At 39.2% G+C, this 24,395-nt stretch carries 9 protein-coding genes; all 9 read right to left on the reverse strand.

Annotation, left to right across the window (positions count from 1 at the left end; translation table 11 throughout):
• Positions 1-5,064: leucine-rich repeat protein (locus tag HED67_RS01335; RefSeq protein WP_221717296.1), on the reverse strand; the 5,064-nt coding region annotated here is incomplete at its 3' end.
• 148 nt (positions 5,065-5,212) lie between these two features.
• Entirely contained in the window at positions 5,213-9,181 is a 3,969-nt protein-coding gene (locus tag HED67_RS01340) for a leucine-rich repeat protein (RefSeq protein WP_221717297.1), read from the reverse strand.
• Positions 9,182-9,382: 201 nt separating this feature from the next.
• Positions 9,383-9,580, reverse strand: a complete 198-nt coding sequence (locus tag HED67_RS17320; RefSeq protein ID WP_330656633.1) for a hypothetical protein — start codon at positions 9,578-9,580, stop codon at positions 9,383-9,385.
• Between the two features lie 51 nt (positions 9,581-9,631).
• A complete protein-coding gene (locus HED67_RS17325) occupies positions 9,632-9,997 on the reverse strand; it encodes a hypothetical protein (protein WP_330656632.1) in 366 nt (121 codons plus the stop codon).
• On the reverse strand, positions 9,981-10,175 hold the full coding sequence (locus tag HED67_RS01350) for a hypothetical protein (RefSeq protein ID WP_221717298.1): 195 nt from the start codon (positions 10,173-10,175) through the stop codon (positions 9,981-9,983). Before HED67_RS01350 ends, HED67_RS17325 begins: the two co-directional genes overlap by 17 nt.
• A 260-nt stretch (positions 10,176-10,435) precedes the next feature.
• A complete protein-coding gene (locus HED67_RS01355) occupies positions 10,436-16,690 on the reverse strand; it encodes a leucine-rich repeat protein (RefSeq protein WP_221717299.1) in 6,255 nt (2,084 codons plus the stop codon).
• Positions 16,691-16,699: 9 nt separating this feature from the next.
• A complete protein-coding gene (locus HED67_RS01360) occupies positions 16,700-17,629 on the reverse strand; it encodes a leucine-rich repeat domain-containing protein (protein ID WP_221717300.1) in 930 nt (309 codons plus the stop codon).
• A 154-nt stretch (positions 17,630-17,783) separates the two neighbouring features.
• Positions 17,784-23,741 (reverse strand): leucine-rich repeat protein, encoded by a 5,958-nt coding sequence (locus HED67_RS01365; RefSeq protein ID WP_221717301.1) that lies wholly within the window; start codon positions 23,739-23,741, stop codon positions 17,784-17,786.
• Between the two features lie 108 nt (positions 23,742-23,849).
• A partial coding sequence (locus HED67_RS01370) for a fibronectin type III domain-containing protein (protein WP_331467081.1) occupies positions 23,850-24,395 on the reverse strand: 546 nt, incomplete at its 5' end.

Genomic DNA, 24,395 nt, shown 5'->3' on the forward strand with positions numbered 1-24,395 from the left:
CTTTAAGACAACTGTTGTAGGAAGGACCGTTGCTGTCACACCCTTACTGTCAAATCCGCCCAAAATATTTTCTCCATCAGAATTCATATACGCACGGACTGTGTAAGTATAAGCTGTTCCGATTGTACCTGTTGTATCTGTCCAGCTGTTATCATCTGCACTCTTTAATTCAGCCACACGCTTCCAGCTTTCTTTTCCACTCTTTCTGTAGACAAGATAACCCTCTGCGCCTTCCACTGCTTTCCAACTTATAAAAATATCACCTTTATCACCAGCTTTTGCACTGATTAATTCCACTGTTGTCAGTGTCTCACGTGCTTCTGTAACTGTTACTTCACAGTCTGCACTGTAACCGCCATCCAATGTCATAACCGTAATTATCGCTGTTCCAACATCAACTGCCGTTACATTTCCCTGATCGTCAACAGTAACAATATCTTTGTCTGAAGAATTCCAGAAAACAGATGTATCTGCATCTATTTCGGCAGATATATCCACATTCAATTGAGCCTTTTTGCCCTTTGCCAGTGTCATTGCAGCCTTTTCAAGGGACACCCCTGTTACATGCGGAGGTTCAATCTGAAGCAGATAATCATTATCCGCAAGCAGTGCTTCATCCGTGCTGCTTGTCACACGAATCAAAAATACTTTTGTATCTTCATAAGTTTCAAAATCAAGATACTTATCAATATTATAAATGTTCTGTGTGACACTCTTGCCGCTCGCCAGTGATCCAATGGACTGCTCATCCACCAATGTGCCATTGCTTCCGCCTTCATATACACTGACTTTCACATCTTCTGCCGTTATGTAACCGTTGTTCTTAATAACAACTTCATCTTTGTCTACCGTTACAACCTGAAGATCTGTACTGTCAAAGGTACATGTGTCGCTGTTGTTGTCCTCTTTTGCCTCTTCAATACCATCGGCATAAACTTCTGCCTTTAACGTCAGACCTGATATAGAGGATGGCAGTGTATACTTAAAAGATACTTCCTGACTCTTTCCTGCCTCCAGACTATCTATGACCACATCATTCAAAATAGCAGTATTATTCTTTCCTGTAACACGCATCTTGATATTGTTAACCTTCACAGATGAATAGTTTGCAATCTGTACCTTAAATTCAGCCTCTGTCCCCGGTTGTATATCTACCGCATCATAAGAAATCCCTTCGCATGCAAGATCATAAACTTCCGTTCCCGTTATACTCTTCATATAACTCTTTCCATAAGGTGATGATGTATTCGATGCATCAACTTCTGTTGAAACATATTCTATCATCACCTGACCAGAACTGTCTTTGGTCAGAGTAAAACTACTAATATAAGCATTATCATATGTCAGCTGCAATGCTTCAGAAGTACCAAGTTTCTGCATATACAGTTCACTTGTATATCCTGTTGATACTGTCCAGTAAACAGTATCATCCATAATCTGATAATTTGAACCGCATGCAACACCATAGTCTACTGTTTCTTCAGCAGTTTTCTCATGAAGTGTACCATTTTCCAGATAAAACAGCCTTCCGTTAAAAATTTTTGTATTACTGCCTTCTCCTACATTTGAGACTGTACTACCGGATACAGAATAATTCCAAGTTCCATCTGAATAATATGCTGTCACCTGACCATCATTCAAAAGAACTTCCAAATTTAATATTGTATCCTTTGTTGTACAGAGTTTCTGTTTTTCACTCCATCCATTTCCGGTTCTTGTTTTCACATAAATTGTATTTGCACCATCCTGCATAAACGGATCATTCTTGCTATTCTCTACCCAGGCAATAACTTGTCCATTCTCATCCGCTGTCTCCGCATAATTGAACTCCAGTTTCTGATTGCCTGTATCCGGCACCAATTCCGGTTCTCCAAAAGCAGTTCCGCTAAATTCAGCAAAATACAGATCCGTATTGGCATAAATATCTTCTGCTGATGTATCACTGCTAATCACTTTATTGATATTTAACCAGGCAACATATGCTTTATTTCCATAAGCATATAATACCGGTGTTGAATCAGCTCTTCCTGTTTCACACACTGCTTTCGCAGATGACCATGTGCCATTATCATAAACCTGATACATCAATGTCGTATGATTGCCTGTAGACTTTGTTCCATCATCCGCAATATACACTTTAACCTTCCGGCCATCATTCAAAGATACCATCTGAGGATTCGCATACTCATAAGCTTCTCCTTCTTTTGGTACCACTCGGTCATCTACTGCCAGTTTCCAATCCGAAGCCTCAAGATATGCCCCAAAATCAGGATACAACTCCAGAGTTCCTAAGTCCCAATTCTTAGAGTAGCACAGCACTGAAACCGGGCTGCTTGTCTTCATAAACAATTTTCCGCTCATTGTGACATTCAATGATTCTTTCATCGACTGTGCCGGAAATGATAATTTACCAGCTAATGCACCTTCTATACCACCTTTGATATCAAATACCGCTGATGCTCCTACTCCCAATGCCATAGATGGCGTTAATGCCAGTCCAATGTTACCAGACATCATAAATTGCTTTTCTGACGAAGGCTTAAAGTTTAATTGTCCAGATATCTCTCCATCCAGTCCAAACTCCTCATAAACACACCAGAATAACGGTGCCTTCAACGTCACTCCTGCATTCATCATTGCAACAAGACCACTATCAATAATCTCCAGTTTTCCGCTGGCATAACTAAGTTCAATAAATCCTGTTGCCTTACCGCCAACACGAATTGCCGCCGTTCCCTGAATATCCTTCAATTGACCTCTGATCGAACTGAATCTATTCCAAAGTTTTGGTGTATCCACTTTTCCGCCGCAGCTTTTAACAAGACTCTTTACCTGCTGATACGAATCACTCCAATATGTATCATCTGCATTTGCTGCTTCAAGCTTTGCACTGGCTTTGTCATTAAAACCAACTAAAACTTTATATGTCTTATTATCCGGATCTTCTTTGATAACCATGTTATCAAAAATAGGCAGATTAAATGATACATCTGTCTCAAACAGATTAAATGTATTGCCGAGAATTTTAATCTCCGGACCTTTTAATTTATCGCCGGACATTGAAATCTGCGGTGTCATCGATATAATTTCTTCTTTGCCACTTTGCTTCTTCTGAAGCCTTACCGTATTAATTGTATCCGAACTCCAAGGCCAGCTTGAAAACGTTTTCGATTCATAGCCATCTTTGCTGACCACAATGTGTTTTGACATAGTACTGTAAAGCGTAACATGCACTATTCCGCCTTTATCCGCCGTAAATTCCTGCTCTTCATCTCCACTTATATTAATTTTCGCATAAGAAATGGTATGTCCCGTTGTTGCGTCAATAACTTTTACAGTATAATCAGCTGTTTTATACAGATCATCCTGAAAAGCAGTAATATCTGCAAAAGGAATATTATTGCTGTTCGCATATTTCTCTGCGTATGAACCTTTTAAACCATAGATAGTCATCTTGTCACATTTATAAAAGGCATCAGTTCCTATACTTGTTACTGTTCCTGGGATTACCACTTTTTCTACAGGGCTTTGATAATTACGGCAATCCAATATATTATCCGGAATTGACTTTATTCCATCCTCAAAGATCACTGTTTTCATTTTCTCTGCTCCAGATAAGGCTTCATTTCCGCAGCTTTTTAAACTCTTTGGTACAATAATGCTTTCTATTCCCGTTCCTCTGATAAAATATGAACTGATAAACTCTACACTCTCAGGCAATATCAGTTCTGTTAATGAACTGCAGCCTGAAAAAGCATCATTATATATACTAACTACATTTTCACTTAATTCCACTGTGTCTAGTGCAATGCAGTCAACAAATGCTCCAATGGATATTATTACTTCCTGCTTTTTCCCATCTTCATCCACTTCCAGATTCTCTGTAAATGTCACCTTTTTCAAATGTTTGCTTCCGCGGAATGCATAATCGCCTACCCTTGTTACTGTTTTCGGTATCACAATTTCTTCTATCTGGTTTTGATAATTACTGCTGTCCAGTATATTATCCGGTATTGTCTCTATTCCCTCCTCAAAAACAACTTTTTTCAGCTTTGTTGCTCCCGATAAGGCTTCATTTCCACAGTTTGTCACACTCTTTGGTACAACAATACTTTCTATTCCCGTTCCTCTGATAAAATATGAACTGATAAACTCTACACTCTCAGGCAATATCAGTTCTGTTAATGAACTGCAGCCTGAAAAAGCATCATTATATATACTAACTACATTTTCACTTAATTCCACTGTGTCTAGTGCAATGCAGTCAACAAATGCTCCAATGGATATTATTACTTCCTGCTTTTTCCCATCTTCATCCACTTCCAGATTCTCTGTAAATGTCACCTTTTTCAAATGTTTGCTTCCGCGGAATGCATAATCGCCTACCCTTGTTACTGTTTTCGGTATCACAATTTCTTCTATCTGGTTTTGATAATTACTGCTGTCCAGTATATTATCCGGTATTGTCTCTATTCCCTCCTCAAAAACAACTTTTTTCAGCTTTGTTGCTCCTGATAAGGCTTCATTTCCACAGTTTGTCACGCTCTTTGGTACTACAATGCTTTCTATTTCGGTCCCTCTGATGATATATGAGCCGATATATTCCACACTTTCAGGCAGTGTCAACTCCTTCAATGAACTGCATCCTGCGAATGCTTCACTGCCAATCGACTTTACTTTATATCCGTTTATATTATCCGGAACAACTACACTACTGGCTGTTCCGGTATATTTCGTTATCGTTGCATCCATATCCGAAATCGTATACGTAAAAGCACCATAAACATATTCCTCGGCCTTTAAATTCTCCGTCTCAGTTTCCCATATTTCTGACTCTTCTTCTGATGTCTCGCCTTCCAATTTTTCGGTTTGTTCACTGCTTTCCACAGTTTCTTCCGTCATTTCTGATTCAGTCTCAGTTTCTGTTTCAATTATATCCGCTGTATCTGCAATTTCACTCTCAGATTCTATTGTTTGCGGAATGATTTCCTGCCCATACGCCGCCTGACTGATAGTCATGATAGCCACTAATATGGCTGCCAGCCACTTTTTTCCTTTTTTCATAACCTCTACCTCTTCTTTAGACAGTTTTTATCATACAAATATTCCTTCTCCTGTATAATAAAAACCCCGAAACTGTCATAGCCCTGCCATTTACCATGACAGTTCCGGAAATTCAGTTTTTACTTACTCTGCTGCTATTAGCTTTCCTTTACTCTTTACACTCTGCGCTAACACCTTGGCTGTCAAAGCCTCCCCTTTCCTCTTTTCCATTGATGGTCTTGTAAGCTCTGATAGTATATGTGTAAGTTGTTCCGGCCGTACCGCTGCCATCGGTATAGCTACTGGCATTCTTGTCTATAACCTTGGTTAATCGAGACCAACTTCCGCTTCCGGATTTTCTGTAAACAATATATCCGTCGCAGTCTTCTGCCTTCTCCCATGTCACTGTGATCTTTCTTCCCGATTCGGCGGTTGCTCCCAGCAGTTTCACGGTTCCCTGAAGGCTTGTCACTGTTGCTGTCTTTCCTGTCTTATCATAATCACCCTGATAATTCTTGCCTTCGTATTCCTTATACGCACGGATCGTGTAAGTATAGCTCTTGCCCGCTGTTACATTCTGATCTGTATAAGTGGTTGTTGCATTGGATGTCACGTTGCCAAGACCCTTCCAACTGCCTCCGGCTTCTTTTCTGTAAACACGATAGCCTGTCGCTGTGGATACTTTGTTCCAGCTCACTGTGATACCGCCTTTGCCATTGTCCTTAGCTGCTTTCAAGGTTACTTTCGCAGGCAGTTTTGTCGCTGTCAATCCCTTGCTGTCAAATCCGCCAAGGACTTCCTTGCCATCCACATGCTTGAATGCACGGACGGTATAAGTATAGGTCTTTCCTGTTACGCCGGAACCGTCATCATAACTCAGCTTGTCAGAAGCTACGTCTGTTACTTTCTGCCAGCTGCTTCCTGTAAACTTCTTGTAAACACGGTAACCTTCTGCACCTTCTACTGCTTTCCAGCGGACGATGATGCTGCCTTTTCCGCTGTCTGCTGTCTTATCAAGAACAACTGTTCCAAGGCTCTGGCTCTCTGCCTTCACGGATGCACTCACGCCTGTATTATCGAATCCACCGTAGACATCACTGCCATTGACTGTTTTGTAGGCACGGACTGTATAGATGTAAGTAGTTCCAGCTGTAACTGAGCTGTCTGTATAGCTTGTTGTCGTATCAGATGTTACATTAGTGAGACCTTTCCAACTGCCTCCGGATGTCTTTCTGTAGATACGGTAACCTGTGGCACCTGAAACCTTTTCCCAGGTCACATTGATGCCTTTCTTTCCGTTATCTGCTGCCTTCTTTAAGACAACAGTTGCAGGAAGGACGGTTGCAGTGACACCCTTGCTGTCAAATCCACCCAGAATATTTTCCCCATTAGAATTCATATAAGCACGGACTGTGTAAGTATAAGCTGTTCCGATTGTACCTGTTGTATCTGTCCAGCTGTTGTCATCCGCACTCTTTAATTCGGTTACACGTTTCCAGCTTTCTTTTCCACTCTTTCTGTAAACAAGATAGCCATCTGCATAGCTGACTTTCTTCCAGCTGACATCAATGCCGCCTTTATCATCTACTTTTGCAGCGTTCAAAGGAGTGGTAACAACCGTATCTTTCTGGGCGGTAAGTACTTCTCCACACTCCGAGCAGTGACTTCCTTCTGTTTTACCCGGATGATCTGTTGTTGCTGTTACTGCTTCATCTGTTACAACCGTATGTTCATGTACTTCGTCTGTTACATGGATGATTACATCCTTATTCAGCTGATCTGTGTAACTAACATGTATTTTAGCTGTTCCCGGTTCCAGCGCATCAAATTCATTACGATAATATCCATCACCAACGACGCCATCACCATCCACAATGCTTGTCTCTACATCAATCAGCCACGAATATTTCAAAACCTTATATGTATCGCCCTGGTTTAATGTTACCTCATCCGGAATGGCTTCAAAATTCCACTTTTCCTCATCTGTAATACCTGTATTATCAAGTTTCAAACAATTTAGACTCTTTAATGCTGATAAAGACTGAATATCTGTAAATTCTTCATTATAACTCAAATCAAGCGTTTTCAAATTTTGCATGTCACTTAATACTTCAGCAGATGAAAAACCGACATGATTAAGCGTTAAACTCTCTAAATCGGTCATCTTTTCCAGACCCTTCCAGGAATCAACTGCACATTTTGTTAATGTTAAACTCCGTAATACTTCTCTTGCCTGAAGCCACTCCATGCTCTCCATCTCAGCATTACTGATATGCAAACTTTCCAGTTTTGACATCTGATTTACGGCCGAGAAATTTCTAACTTCATTGCAGTCCTGTAAATCAAGACTTGTAACTTTTTCCATTTTATCCAAGCCATCCAAGCTCTGAACATACTCTCCATGATACACACATTTTAGTGACAAATAGTCATAACTTGGTATCTCATCTTCTGTCAGATAACCGTTTTTATCACGGTCATAGCTATCTGTCATTTCCATTTGCAAAACCGGATCTTCAAATATCACCGCATTTTCCGGTGTTTCAACAACATGAACCTGTGTTTCAAAAAGGACTGTTCCATCACTGTCTTTCACATAAATCATTGCTGCTCCTGTTTTTAAAGCATGTAATTTTAATGTAATTTTTTGTTCCGGTATAGTATTATAATTATCTTCCTGAATCTCGTAATCTACTGCTTCACAAACTGATGGATCATCACTCTCTACTGTAATATTATTTAAATTAGCTGCAATCCATCGATATTCACGATTCCAATCAGCGTCATAATCATAGTTTTTTGTCTCATACCATGAATTGCCAATGATCATATTTTTCTCATACAGCTTTCTTTCCTTAATATCAAAAGTGCATTCTGCTGTTCCTTCATAATGTCCGATTCCTGTAATAATCGCCCGTCCGGTACCAATCTCTACATTATCTTTATATACAATGGTATAGTCCTCACCCTCTGCAAGTTTCTGTCTGCCATCCATAATGATTACTTCAGGTTTCTTTTCTGTACCATCATATTCTACAATTGTATGTTTCAGTGAAATCTGACATCTGTCCAGAGAAAACACAGGATTATCAATATCTACAAAGGAAATATCATTCTCATCTGCATAGGTTTCTGCTGCTGAACCCTTGACTCCCACAATACAAAAATACTCAGATACATTTACACTTGGAAAAACAGATTCTCCAAAATTTGTTACACTGTCAGGAATAACGATTTTTCTCAGTGCACTGCAGCCAGAGAATGCATAACTACCGATTTTTTCTATACTCTCTGGTATATTAATTTCTTCCAAATAATAACAAGAGTTAAAACAACTTTTCGGAATTTTCATTAACCCTGAAGGCAGACTAACAGATGTTATGTCACTATTAGAAAAAGTATTATCACTTAAATCAGTAATACCTTCCCCGATAACCAATTTCTTAATTGTCTCACCCGCCCAAGGTTCCTGTCCATCGTAGTCCTCCAGTGCACCATCACCCTGGATTGTCAATGTCCCCTCTTCATCCACTGACCAAGTTACATTATCTGCTACCCTAAAAACACCAAAATCAACAGTTCCTGTATTCCAATCAAAATTATATTTAACTGAAATATAATAAGTTTGTCCGGCTTCTAATGTATAAGTAAATTTAAAATCATCACTGGTGTTAATATTATTCTCACTAGCCAGTAAATTCATTTCACTATCATAAAGCTCCGCTTCAACTTCATAGGAACCTAGGATATTATTTTCACTTATAAAAGCAAAAACATATTCTCTGCTTTCTTCAGGACTAAAAGAACCAATGGCTTTCTGTCCACCTTCCGTAACTTCAAGAGAATTTTTTCCTTCCTGAAGCACAGAATAATTTTCAGAATCTTCCGATGTCAGTACTTCAGCAGACTCCGTGTCTTCAATGTTCTCTGTTTCTTCGTTCTCTCCAATCGTATTTATTTCTTCTGTCTCTTCGATTACATCTGTTTCTTCCACCGAAACTTCCGATACTTCTATTTCCTGTTCCGCTTCCAAAGCTTCTGCCGACTCAACCGGCATCACCATTTCCTGTGCATAGGCCGTCTGCCCAAGAAGCATACTGAACACCATTACAGATGCAACAAATTTTCTTTTTTTCATAAGCTTTTCTCTCCATATTCTCTACTAATTTAATATGTACAATTCTAATACGTATACAAAAATTGTTACATATGTTCATAAAATCAGTTTACCATAGGTTTTTTACATCATTTTTACCAACGCAAAAAGTGCAGATTATTTGTAATAATCTGCACTTTTTATAAATAATGACTACATTGAATCAAGAAATAAAATATTTAATTAAAGCAGTCTGAGTAACTGCACCAGTTCATGTGACTCTTGCTCCTTTGAAGTGGTTTGTCTGGTATCAAATTGCGAAAATCTATTATCGTTATAATATTTCAACAGTTTCCGATCATTATTCGCTTCCAGAAATACCACCATTCCTCCACCCATATACTGCATTTCTTCGACCACCGACCATGCCAGTTCCAACATCTCTGCTCCGGTAATTCTATTGTTTCGACCACCAGCAAAGTTTTTGCCAAGCTACGCAATTAAATAAGCTGACATAGTATATGTCTGTGACTTTTCATCCAACTCACTGATTCGTAGCAATTTTCTTTTTACGGTATTGCTTACTGTTTCGCCTCTCACTGTCAATGACTTCAAGGCTATACTAAAATAACCTATTAGTTCTCCTTCATCATTTGAAAAGACCAAATATGTAACCGACTGATTCTTTTTGGTAAACTCTATTGCGCTTTTCTTCAAAAAATGTTCAACATCCGGATTCTTTGGACATGAAAAATCGGAGAGCAATCTGACAAGTGCAGGCTCTCCGACCTCTTCATCCGCTCCTAAAGCTAAATACTCACGAATGTTAATCATCGTATAATTATCTCTGACCGACATTCGCTTTCTTCCTCTTTTCCATGAATTTTCTTAACTCTGCCTCTCCTTTTATCTGTCTTGCAGATACCAGAGTGCGTACCGGGCGATTATTGGCAGAACTCTCTATCGCATTGACAAACATCTCTACCTGCTTCTGACCGGATATGATAAAATTCTTCGTAATACTAGAAGTTGCCATATAAACACCTCCTCGTCTTTATTAGTATGGCTGTTCTTCTTTCTGCCTATTACTACTCAATGCAATCTTTTTCTACCTTTATTCTATTATGGAAATGTTCGCTTTGCAACACAAAAATTCTAAAATTTATATTACTTTCTTTCTCTTTGCAAACGTAAACAGCCAAACCTAAGTATATTGAAAGTTAACGCAAAAGTGCAGATTATCTGTGATAACCTGCACTTTTCTAAAAAAATATCTGCATTGAATCAAGTAATCTATTAATTCTTACACTTTGCGCTGACACCTTTGCTGTCAAACCCACCCATTGCTTCTTTTCCATTGATGGTCTTGTAAGCTCTGACAGTGTATGTGTAAGTTGTTCCGGCTGTACCGCTGCCATCAGTATAGCTGCTGACATTCTTGTCTGTGATCTTGATCAGTCTGGACCAGCTTCCGCTTCCGGATTTTCTGTAAAGGATATATCCATCGCAGTTTCCGGCCTTCTTCCATGTCACTGTGATTTTTCGTCCCGATTCGGCGGTTGCGGCCAGCAGCTTCACTATTTCCTGAAGACTTGTCACTACTGCCGTCTTTCCTGTCTTATCGTAATCACCAAAATAGCTCTTACCTTCATATTCCTTATACGCACGAATTGTGTATACATAACTCTTGCCCGCTGTTACATTCTGGTCTGTATAAGTAGTTGTCGCATTGGATGCCACGTTTTCAAGTCCCTTCCAGCTTCCTCCGGCTTCCTTTCTATAGACGCGGTAGCCTGTCGCTGTGGATACCTTGTTCCAGCTCACTGTAATGCCGCCTTTTCCATTATCCTTAGCTTCTCTCAAAGTTACCTTTGCAGGCAGTTTTGTCGCTGTCAATCCCTTGCTGTCAAATCCGCCAAGAACTTCCTTGCCGTCCACATGCTTGAATGCGCGGACTGTATAAATATAGGTCTTTCCTGTTACACCGGAACCATCCTCATAGCTCAGTTTGTCTGAAGTCACATCTGTTACTTTCTGCCAGCTGCTTCCTGCAAACTTCTTGTAAACACGGTAGCCTTCAGCACCTTCTACTGATTTCCAGCTGACGATGATGCTGCCCTTTCCGCTGTCTGCTGTCTTATCGAGAACAACAGCTCCAAGGTTCTGGCTCTCTGACTTTACAGATGCACTCACACCTGTATTATCAAATCCGCCATAGACATCACTGCCGTTAACGGTCTTATAAGCACGGACTGTATAGAAGTAAGTAATTCCAGCTATAACTGAGCTGTCTGTATAACTTGTTGTAGTATCGGATGTTACATTAGTGAGCCCCTTCCAGCTGCTTCCGGATGTCTTTCTGTAGATACGGTAACCTGTCGCACCGGAAACCTTCTCCCAGGTTACATCAATGCCTTTCTTTCCATTATCTTCTGCTTTCTTTAAGACAACTGTTGCAGGAAGAACCGTTGCAGTTACGCCCTTACTGTCGAATCCGCCCAGAATATTTTCTCCATCGGAATTCATATAGGCACGAACTGTATAAGTATAGGCTGTTCCGATTGTACCTGTTGTATCTGTCCAGCTGTTGTCATCTGCACTCTTTAATTCTGCTGCACGCTTCCAACTTTCCTTTCCGCTCTTTCTGTAAACAAGATAGCCATCTGCATAACTGACTTTCTTCCAGCTGACATCAACGCCCCCTTTATCATCTGCTTTTGTAGCGTTCAAAGGCGTGGTAACAACCGTGTCTTTCTGGGCTGTGAGAACTTCTCCACACTCAGAACAGTGACTGCCTTCTGTTTTGCCCGGTTTTTCAGTGGTTGCTGCAACCGCAGCATCTGTGACAATTGTATGTTCATGTTTCTCTCTGGCAAGACTTCCCAACTTCGTTGGTGCATTCGTTACATCCCATACAGAACCATCTGTACGGAGGGCATATGTCTTATCCTGATCTGTCCAGATATCTACTACATGGTCAAGAAATACTGTATCATACTTCACAAGAGCCTGTTCATGGTTATCATAAGTTGTGTATAAAGAGTACTCATCAATATTTTTGATCCTTACCTGTGACATCTCATTTACAGACTGGTCATCTGATACTCTGTAATACTTGCCATTCTGCTTTTTGTACTGCCATGAAGTTTCTATCCCATCACGATAATCACGATTCAACAGACTTACCCCTGAATCAACTTTTATCAGATCATTTCCCCAGTCTTCCGTCAGATAAAGTGTATTATCTTCTGATAAAACAAGATTAAATGCACCGACATTTAAGATATCTTTTACCTTTACATTCCACACACAACGATCATCATCCAGCAAATAAAAATATCCATTCTCATCATAATAGGATCTTTCATATGAACCAAACGCTGATGCATCCACATGATATTCTTCTGTATCACAACTTGATTTGGAATATCTTATACTAACAATCGTTCCATCTGATTTTAGATAACCGCCGCTATTAGAATCCCACCGTACAATATCAATGACATTATCACTCAGTTTACTGAATACTCCATTCTCTTCATAGCCGCTTCTTCCCCATACAGACCCATCAGATTTCAAAATCATCGTAAAACCTGAACCAGATTGCCACTTTGTAACATTCGCAATTGGCTTAGGATCATCCGCATGAAGATCATAAAAATTGCCTTTATTATCTATAGCACCACCAGGACCCGCTTCTGCAATATTTTCAGCAATCTTCTGATGCTCTACTGTCCAAAGTGTATTGTCATTGTCTACATAATAACCTAAATATGTATCAATTGGCCAATAATCTATTTCAGATGGTTTATATACACTGTCAGCAATATACAGTTTTACATTCTCCTGAATTTTCTTAACTTCCGGATTCGTGCTCCATAATGTACCGTTACTATCAAGCAAATACGCCTTGTCTTCTGAAATTTCAGAATTTTCATTTTTTTCCAAATCTGCTTTCTTAATTTCCACATTTCCCTGATAGTTATCCCCCAATGTCTGATCCTTTGGCGAATTTACCTTAACGACAACGTCTTTGCTTAATTCTTTTGTATAAGTAACATGAATCTTGGCTGTCCCCTGCTTCAGAAGTGTTGTCTCAGCATAGTCACCTTCTAGTTCCGAAATATATTCTGCACCATCAAGAATATCTGTTTCAATGTCAATTAAAAAATAATATTTTAAAATCGGCATCTTATCACCGGGAAGGCCACTTATTTCATCTGGAATCTCCTGAAAATTCCACTTTTCTTCATCAGAAACCCCCGTATTATCAAGCTCTAAACATCTTAAACTTTTTAAATCAGCTAATGCCTGAATATCCGTAAACTCATCATTATTACTTAAATCAAGAAGTCTTAATTTTTGCATTTTGCTTAACAACGAAGCATCCGTAAATCCAGTACCTGGAAGCTGTAACGATGTCAAATTTGTTAATTTTTCTAAGCCATCCCATGAATCAACTTTTTTTGCATTAATGCTTAAAGAACTGAAATATTTCAAATTTTCCAGGCCCTTCAAACAGCCTATCTCCTCAAATTCCCCCTGAAGCAAATTTAACTTTTTACATTCCGAAAGCCATTCGAAATCATCAATTTTCTTGCATCCGTCTATGTACAATCTTCTTAAATTGTTTAATTGCTTAAATACCGAAAAGTCACTGATTTCGTAGCACTCTCCCACACTAAGTCTTTCAATATTATTAAAGCTTTCCAATCCATTCAAACTCTGAACCTGATCATCATGCCATACGCAGCTCACCCACAGATATCCGTCCGCAGTTGTTAACTCATCTTCTGTTAAATAACCGTTTGCATCTTTATCGTATCTGCTCACCATCTCTGACTGTAACACAGGATCTTCAAATACAACCGCATTTGCCGGCTGTTCTATAACAGTAATGTGATATTCAAATAAAGTTGTTCCATCAGCATCCTTAATATGAATATCCGCTTTTCCCAGTTTAATAGCATGTACTTTAAAATCAATCGTCTGATCCTGGTCACTCTTATTTGTTGTGATATTTGTTACTGTACATACTGCCTGATCACTGCTGTCTACCGTGATATTATCCAGATCCGATGCAATCCAGTCATATTCTTTTTCATCATCTGCATTATAGCTATAATTTGATTCAGAAAGCCATATATTTCCCGGCGTCATTGTCTTATTCCAGTTCTTCTGCTCTTTAATGTTAAATCGATACTCAGCAGAACCCGTATAACGGCCAATTCCAGTAATGATAACACGCCCTGTTCCAACTTCCATGTTATCTTTGTAAGTTAATGTGTAGTCTATACCTTCTTCCAATTTTACGAGATCAAAAGATACTTCTACAGACGGTATTGCTGCCTGTCCATCAAAAATAACTACTTTTTGTACTGATATGTTGCAAGCATCAATTGGAATTGTTGAAGCATCTAAATCAATAAAAATCAGATTATTATCTGACGCATATTTCTCGGCTGCTGTTCCGATTTTACCAATGATATAAAATTTCTCTATCTGCGTATCATAGCTGTCATAACCAACTGCATACTCATCAATTTTCTCTACGGACTCAGGAATCTCCATCTTTCTAAAGTTGCATCCCCTGAATGCGGCATATCCAATTGATTTTAACGTTTCAGGCAATTCTATAGAATCAAGTTTCTCACAATATTCAAAAGCACAACTTTCTATTGATTCTAACCCTGTTGGTAATTCTACACATTCTGCATTCTTAAAACCACTGAACATACCATTTGGAATTTCCTTAACCTGATTGCCAATAATAATCTTAACAGAATCATCTTTGAAACGCTCCCATGGATAAATACCATCCTCTTGGGCTTGCGTCAGATCTTCTCCATCAATTTTCAGTACACCATCATCACTGTAACTCCATGATACACCATTGATTTCCCCAGAATTTTCCAGATTATCAACAACTACTTTGATAATCTGCTTAATTGGGTTATCCCCTGAAGGATTATCATAAGAGAAATCAAACCGGTATAATTCTTGCGCCGAAAGTTCTGATGTGGCTGTTATAATTGTCCAATTATCATTATAATTTCTATTGGACTCAAACCCGGCATCAATCCAGTAGTGACCCTCTGCTCCTTTTTCAACTTTAAAACGATAATAACCGTCCTCTTCCGGAGTAAAATCTGTTTGATTTTTTCCATTCTCTGTATCAATCTCAATATAGTTTTCACCGAGACTCAATTTGTCAGTGACTTGAACAACTTCAAATTCCAATGTCTTTTCACCAGAGTAGTTTCCTATACCTTTAACAGTTACTGAAGCAGTTCCTACTTCCTTATTATTCTGATAGCTGACTTCATAATCTTGTCCTTCTATCAGTTTTGTGCCGTCCATCACTGTAATGGCAGGTGTTTTTGGTGTACCATCATAAGCCACACGCTTCTCTTCTACTGAAACAGAACATAAATCCAAAGGGATTTCCGGATGAGCTACATCAATAAATGTAAATCCCTTTGAAGCAGCATATTCTTCTGCGGATGAACCCTTGGCTCCAATGATATAGAAATTAGATATTAACTCTCCGCCATCAGCATATCCAAAAGAATAATCACCAACAGTTTCAACTGTTTCCGGTATGGTGACATGATGCATACCACAATTCCAAAAAGCATACCATCCGATAGTTTTTAATGAATTCGGAAAAGATATGGATGTCAAACTTGTATTATCTGAAAACGCACCTTCCTGAATTTCTGTCAATCCATCCGGTAATTCTACACTATTCAATGTTCTGAAATACTCAAATGCTCTCGTTGGAATAACTTTTACCTGATCCCCTATAACAAGCTTCTCTGCTTCATCCTTAAAAGTATTCCATGGATAATATTCTTCTTTTGCCTGTGTCAAATCAGTGCCATTCACTGTGAGTACTTTATCCTCACTATAATTCCACGACACACCATTAACCTCTCCCGAAGTCTCTAATTTTTCACAAACAATTTTTACAACTTCATCTCTTCTCAGATTAGAAATCGTAATGTTATACTGTTCTCCAGCAGAAACTTTTGCTGCTGTTTCCATAACTATCGGATAGCCCTGATAATCACTGTAGGCACGAGAATTCATTGAGCTTTCCAAATCAAAAATATCAATGCTGGATGTGTCAATATAAAAACGATAATAACCATCTTCTTCCGGGATAAAATCAAGTCCGCATTCACCATCTTCCGCGTGAATATCTACAAAATTATTGCCCATCGCTAATGTATTAGATGGATTCACAATCTCAAACTCCAGTGTCTTTTCCCCGGCATATGTCGTTCCATTTCCCTTGATTGTTACAGAAGCTGTACCAATATCCGTATTACTGCGATATGTGAGTGTGTAATCTTCACCGTCCACCAGTTCCGTATCTCCATCAATCACCTTAACAGCCGGAGTCTTTGGTTCACCATCATACACAATATATTTTTCTGCCAAAGATGCCGAACATAAATCTAAAGAAATAACCGGGTTAACTGCATCGACAAAAGTAATACCTCTGCCATTTGCAAAAGTTTCCGCAGCAGAACCTTTTACTCCCACGATATAAAATCAATCAGAAACTTCATCGAATGCGCTGTCTTTAATTTCTTTCACACTCTCTGGAATTACAGCTTTAGCCAAAGCTTTACAATACCAAAAAGCATTTTCATCAATCTTTTCCACACCATCAGGGATATTAACTTCCTTTAATGCAGTACATTGATACAAAAATCTTCTTGGGATTTCCTTTAAGGTTGAAGGCAACTGAATCATAGTCAGATTAGAACAAGAGTCAAATTCGCATCCATTCAATGCTGTAATTCCTTCTTCTATAATGACTTTTTTGATTGTCTGTCTATACCATGGTGTATCACTGACATCCTCATAATCATATAATGCACCTTCACCTTTAATAGTTAATGTCTCATCGTGATCCAGTGACCACTTAGCATTCTCCCCACATCGATCCATATCTGTTTTTACATACACATCAATGCTACCTGTTAATGAGTCATTCAAATATTTAACAGCTAAATAATAAGTCTTTCCACCTTCTAAGGAACATATAATTTTAAAATTATAATTTTCCCCACCATCATCATTTGACATCAAGCAATTCTCATCACTGTCGTAAAGAGATGCATAGGTGTCTTCACTTCCGGTTGAGTAAAAGCCATATACACCACTTTCACTTGGTGTATATGCCAACACTTTTTCGTTACCGCCTTCTGCAATCTCAACTGAATTTTTCCCTACCTGCAATTCTTCTGCCATTTCAATTGCACTGTCATCCAGATCCTGCACAGCAGTTTCTGTTTCTTCCTCAACTGTCGTCTCCGTTTCTGCAGATACAGTTTCTTCCGTCATTGGTATCTCATCTGCTTCTGTTTCCAAAACTTCATCTGTCTCTGCTAGCGTTGTATATTCCTGTGCATAGACCGTTTGTCCAAGAAGCATGCTGAACGCCATAACGACAGCAACGAATTTTCTTTTCTTCATAAACTCTTCTCCTTTGCTTTTTATTTGCCATAGCAAGCACAGCTTCAGTGTAACATATTATTTTTACAAACCTTTTACTGATGCAAAAAGTGCAGATTATTTGTCGTAATCTGCACTTTTTTAACATAATGCCTAATTTTAGTTCATCGATATATTAATTCTTACACTTTGCGCTGACACCTTTGCTGTCAAACCCACCCATTGCTTCTTTTCCATTGATGGTCTTGTAAGCTCTGACAGTGTATGTGTAAGTTGTTCCGGCTGTACCGCTACCATCGGTATAGCTGCTGACATTCTTGTCTGTGGTCTTGGTCAGTCTGGACCAGTTTCCGCTTCCGAATTTTCTGTAAAGGATATATCCGTCGCAGTCTCCTACCTTCTCCCATGTCACTGTGATCTTTCTTCCTGCTCCTGCTGTTGCTCCCAGCAGTTTTACGGTTCCATGAAGACTTGTCACTGTCGCTGTTTTTCCGGTCTTGTCGTAATCACCCTGATGACTCTTGCCCTCATATTCCTTATATGCACGGACGGTATATGTATAACTCTTGCCCGCTGTTACATTCTGGTCTGTATAAATAGTTGTCGCATTGGATGTCACGTTTTCAAGTCCCTTCCAGCTGCCTCCTGCTTCTTTTCTGTAAACACGGTAGCCTGTCGCTGTGGATAACTTGTTCCAGCTCACTGTAATGCCGCCTTTTCCATTATCCTTAGCTTCTCTCAAAGTTACCTTTGCAGGCAGTTTTGTCGCTGTCAATCCCTTGCTGTCAAATCCGCCAAGAACTTCCTTGCCGTCCACATGCTTGAATGCGCGGACTGTATAAATATAGGTCTTTCCTGTTACACCGGAACCATCCTCATAGCTCAGTTTGTCTGAAGTCACATCTGTTACTTTCTGCCAGCTGCTTCCTGCAAACTTCTTGTAAACACGGTAGCCTTCAGCACCTTCTACTGATTTCCAGCTGACGATGATACTGCCTTTTCCGCTGTCTGCGGTCTTGTCGAGAACAACAGTTTCAAGTGTTTTGATGGTATCCTTAAACACTGCCGTTACACCATGGTTGTCATACCCACCCAATACCGCATTTCCTTCATAGACTTTATATGCCCTGACAGTATAATAATACGTTCTTCCTGTGTTTGCGGTCTTGTCTGTATACATAACCTTTGTATTGGATTCTATGTCTGCAATTCGCGCCCAGCTTCCTCCATTCTCTTTTCTATAGACACGATAACCATCTGCATTAGATACCTTATTCCAGCTGATATCAATACCGTCTTTTTCATTACTCTTGGCTTCCTTTAATACAACCGCTGCTGGGAGTTTTGTCGCACTGACTCCTGTCTTATCATATTCTCCGGCTATTTCCTTTCCATCTGCCATTTTAAAGGCCTGGACTGTATAACTATACAGCTTTCCGGTTACTCCCGAACTGTCTACATAACTGAGCTGATCGGCTTCAACTTCTGCCAGCTGTTTCCAGTTTCCGCCTGTAAATTTTCTGTAAATACGGTAGCCTTCTGCCCCTTCTACAGCTTTCCACGACACCTCAATCTCCGCTTTTCCAGTATCTGCCGCCTTTATTAACTCAACTTTTTCCAAAGTTTCCTGCTGCTTGAAGTGGGCAGTTAACGTTATATCCTCTGACACATCAAATTCATATTCCGCATCATCAGATACTTTTTCATCACCATTGTACCATCCCATAAATATGGCATTCTCATCTGGAACTGCTGTCAATACAGCCTTCTCGCCGGTAAGATAACGTCCTGATCCGATGACATAACCTCCGTCTTCTGCTTCAGCCTGAATATAAATGAATTCATCATGAATAAATCTCGCTTCAATATCTGCATCTTCACGTGCTGTAAATTCATAGCTGCTATCGACACTTAACAGTTCTTCTCCCTGATACCAGCCGGTAAAATAGTAACCTTCATATGTATTTGCAGACAGTACTACTTCATCACCACGTATGTACATACCTGCACCGGATATTTCTCCGCCTTCTGAGCCATCATCTGTTGTCGGTGTACATATAACTTCTACACCGGCCTTATCATCTACAGATACACATTCGTCTGCATAAATTTCATTGCCATCTGATGTAATCGCCAGATTTTCTTTGTTTGAGGCCAGATCATTCTTCATGACAATTTCAAATTCGCTCTGCGTATTCAAATCGATATCGTAGTAATTTAATCTGCTCACAGGCTCATAGTTTTCATTGTACTCCTCGATTGTACAATCCAGCTTTCCATAATCATAACTTGTAACTTTAAAAGTTGGAAGATCACCATTCAAAATGCAAACTTCTTTTGCCCCGCCCAGATCTGTGATTTCCAGATCATCTGTATACCAGACGTCTGTTTCGTCCACATAGCCAATCTTTTCTCCATCTGAATTATACACTTCAACATTGACCGGGCATTTAAATTTCACTTTGAATGCGCATTTTGAATCTCCTGTAACTGTTCCCGCTATATAGCCTTCACATTTTTTTGTCAATTTATTTGTTGCTGACTTTAATACTGAATAAGCCTTTTTGGCAGCTGCATCTTTAATTGTCGTATCCTTAAATTCAAGTGAAGTTATATTTTTCGTTGCATCAACGATATTATCATATTTACCTTGATTAATCGTTTTTGTAATCCACGTATAATAAGTGTAGCATTCATCCAAATCTTTAATGATATCACCTACACCTGCCACTTTGAATTTTTCCGATAAAGATACAGCAAGCCTTCTCTCGATTATTCCTGCAGTTTTATTTAAATAATCCTTAGAAAGTGTAGATAATGGTTTCCCCAGAATATCCGTATAGACTGCACTGGCAACATTATAAGCAGAAGTCGTCGCCAGATCTTTTAATTCATCCACATATGATTTAATGCTCGCTTCACACTCTTCTATTGTTGAACACACAGCAACCGTTCTCTGTTCTATCTGCTTACCGTTTTTATCATAGACCGTGTATTTCAGGTCACCAAATCTTGCACTGCCTGCCGTAAATACGGAAATGGATACTTTCACATTATCATAATCATATTCCTTTGAACTGTTATAACAAGCTTTCAATATATTGTTGACCAACTGTGCACCACTGAATGTACCTGAAACATCAGAAATACCAACACCCATTTTGGTAGAGGTATTGTCATAAAAGAACTCCGCCAGACCTTTATAGGCATATAATGAATACTGTCCAAGATTTCCCGTCAGATACTTGCTGCTTGACTCTTTGTCATTTTTCTGCATTCTTTGAGCTTCAGCTGTTATGATAGCTTCCTTCTTTTCTTCATCCATACCGGCCATTTTGTCAAAGGCATCCTTTAAAGCCTGAACATAATTATCATATGCTTTATTCCATTCAGCAGCATATTTCAGCAAAATACTTTCTTCTTTTGTTGGCGGCACATAAGTATCATAATAACTCACTTCACCAGACGGCACATAGTCCGATACATGATAAATAAATCCCAGATCATCATATGTATATTGTACAGAAACATTGGTAAATTTTGTTTTTCCAAGGAATTTGATGGTTTCAGCATCAGCAAGACTACTGAGATAACTTTCGGATTTAATCTTTATTTTCCTGTTATCTGTATTCCAATAGGTCAGCTCTCCTGTTCCTGTCTGCAGTATCTCGATTTCCTTTAATTTTCCTTCATAAATATGATAAAGGACTTCTTCACCCTCATAATCTACAAAATCATCGAGCCATTCCGATGAAGAATAAGTCTCGTCACCAATAACAATCTTATTTGAATCCACAGATTCCACAATTCCTATTTTGCTGTCAACCGGACGTATACTGATCAATGTATCAGAATCTACAAGATTATCATCCCTCTTCTTCGTTTCCACGAGTACATAATGACCAACCAGCTTATCCACATCATTAATAAATGATGTATCGGATTCCTCGCCTACACGGCTGCCCAGAAGATCCATTTTATCGAAATATGCAGTCTGAGTCTCAGCATCCCACTTCTCAAAAAAGCGTACGCTTTCATCATAATCTTTTTCATCATCGGGTTCTTCTGAATAATTCCACTCTACTTTATCCCACGACGATGGATATGTCATTTTTTCTCTGTCTTTTTCTGTACCATTATAATGAATTGTTCTTAGTCCACTCGTAAATGTTTTGCCTATATGTGTAAGATTTTTTGAAATTGTTATCTCACTAAAATTACCAAAAGACTCATCTCCAATGGACTTAATATTTTCAGGTATTTCTATACTACTTCCACTATGCTTTCCATAAACCTTATCTTTGATGACTGTTAAACTAGCAGGAAATTGTATATCAATATTTTCAGAATTGTAAAAAGCACCCTCTCCTATTTCACTAATTCCATCCGGAAGTGCAACATTGAAATTCCGGCAGTTTGCAAAAGCATACTCACCAATTTCTGTAACACTTTCCGGGAGAGTCAAGTCTGTCGTATAGGTTTTTTCAAATGCATGTGCACCGATTCTCTGAATTGTATCTGGTAATGTTATACTATTCAGCTCTTTTCCTGCATAACTAATAACGTAATCAGAAAATGCATAATCCGGAATTGCTTCTGTCCACTCAAATTCGTAATTATATCCACCGCCTGCTGGTCCTGCTGTTTCCAAACCCGTACATACATAAAATGCATCTTTACCAAATTCTACAACACTCTCAGGAATTACAATTTTTTCCAATGTTTCACAATAACCAAACGCTCTCTGACCTATACTTTTACATACACTATTTTCTTCAAAGGTGACACTCTTAAGGGCAGGGGTACAGTCTGTTTTGTCATAGTTTCCCCACCTTCCCGAACCAGCATATGGCATAAACAAATTTGCCGGTATTCTCTCAACCTTTGCCCCGAAAATAACATTTACTTCAGAATCTCTTCCTACCCGATAAAATACAAAATTTGATTCTTCAAGATCTTCCACATTAACAGCATTGTAATGAATCTCCACCAACTCATCACATCCATCAAACGCAGATCTTCCGATTTCTGTTATTGTTTCCGGAATCGTAACACTCGTTATAGATTGACCTGAAAATGAATTTGGTTCAATTTTTACAACAGGCATTCCTTCAATCTGGCTTGGAATAATGACTTCCTTAGCTTCGCCTTTATATTTCCAAACATGAACGGTGTTATCTCCAGCAACCCAATATTCCTGCCCATAATCTGTTGTTCCAAAGCGAACAGGATCCACGCATACCGCAGCATCACCACTCCAATGATCTCCTAATTCTGAAGGCAATGCTTTCGCTTCAAACAGCAGCAAAAGTTCTGTACAACTATCGAATGCATAATCACCAATTGCCTCAGCACCACTCGGAATTGTTAACTTCGTTATACCACTGCATCCATCAAACGCATGTGCACCTATAGATATAACGCCCTCCGGCATTACCATCTCTTCTATATTATGGCAGTCCGCAAATGCATAGTCCCCTATCTCTGTGCATTTCTGTGGATTATCAAAGGTTATTTTTTTTATACAACTAGCTCCTTCAAATAAATGCGGTGCAATTTTGGTAACACTATCTCCTATAATCAATTCACAATCCCATGCACCACTAATTGAAAAAAAATTTTTAGACTGCTCATTTTCCATCATGTTTGTATTAAAATAAATCTTCTCTAAAGAGAACATATCCTGAAAACACTTCATAGACAATGAAGCAACACCTTCTGCAATTTCTATTGCCGTAATATCATAATGATAGTTATACCATGGCGTACTTTGATTAAGCGAAAAATAATCCGTCATCTTTCCAGAACCGTAAATTTTCAATACGTTATACTCTGTTATGCCCCACATTAAATTTTCTCCGCAGCTTCCGCCATCTACAAATGTCTCATTTTCTGTCGCTAATTTTTCTTCGGTCTCTACTGCTTCTGTTATTATTTTCTCTGAAATCTCCGTTTCTTCAGCGACATCCTCACCATCTGCATCTACTTCCATTGTCTCTTCAACACTCTGATTATCTGCAGCACTCTCAAATCCCCCAGATGAAGTCTGACTTATTTCCTGCCCATATACCGTCTGGCTCATCATCATTGCAGCCACTAATATGAGCGCTATTCCCTTTTTACATTTTTTCATAGATTTTTCCTCATAATTATAGAAAAAATCCTCGAAGCTGCCACGGATACTTTTCTGGCAGCTTCGGGGATTTTTTATGCTACTTCATTTTTAATATAGCTTAATTTTTTAATTCTTACACTGTGCAGTAACACCCTTACGATCAAAGCCTCCCATCGCTTCTTTTCCATTGATGTTCTTATATGCTCTGACAGTGTATGTGTAAGTTGTTCCGGCTGTACCGCTGCCATCGGTATAGCTGCTATCCTTCTTGTCTGTGACCTTGGTTAATCGAGACCAACTTCCGCTTCCGGATTTTCTGTAAACAATATATCCGTCGCAGTCTTCGGCCTTCTCCCATGTCACTGTGATCTCTCTTCCCGATTCAGCAGTTGCTTCCAGCAGTTTCACTGTTCCCTGAAGGCTTGTCACTGTCGCTGTCTTTCCTGTCTTATCATAATCACCCTGATAATTCTTACCTTCGTATTCCTTATACGCACGGATCGTGTAAGTATAGCTCTTGCCCGCTATTACATTCTGATCTGTATAAGTGGTTGTTGCATTGGATGTCACGTTGCCAAGACCCTTCCAACTGCCTCCGGCTTCCTTTCTGTAAACACGGTAGCCTGTCGCTGTGGATACCTTGTTCCAGCTCACTGTGATGCCGCCTTTGCC

This window comes from Pseudocoprococcus catus (assembly GCF_019734885.1).
Classification (GTDB): domain Bacteria; phylum Bacillota; class Clostridia; order Lachnospirales; family Lachnospiraceae; genus Coprococcus_A; species Coprococcus_A catus.

Bases quoted from the DNA above. Each gene is read 5' to 3' on its own strand.
- HED67_RS01340 (WP_221717297.1), bottom strand. From the start codon at position 9,181: ATGAAAAAAAGAAAATTTGTTGCATCTGTAATGGTGTTCAGTATGCTT.
- HED67_RS17320 (WP_330656633.1), bottom strand. From the start codon at position 9,580: ATGTTGGAACTGGCATGGTCGGTGGTCGAAGAAATGCAGTATATGGGT.
- HED67_RS17325 (WP_330656632.1), bottom strand. From the start codon at position 9,997: ATGTCGGTCAGAGATAATTATACGATGATTAACATTCGTGAGTATTTA.
- HED67_RS01350 (WP_221717298.1), bottom strand. From the start codon at position 10,175: ATGGCAACTTCTAGTATTACGAAGAATTTTATCATATCCGGTCAGAAG.
- HED67_RS01360 (WP_221717300.1), bottom strand. From the start codon at position 17,629: ATGAAGAAAAGAAAATTCGTTGCTGTCGTTATGGCGTTCAGCATGCTT.
- HED67_RS01365 (WP_221717301.1), bottom strand. From the start codon at position 23,741: ATGAAAAAATGTAAAAAGGGAATAGCGCTCATATTAGTGGCTGCAATG.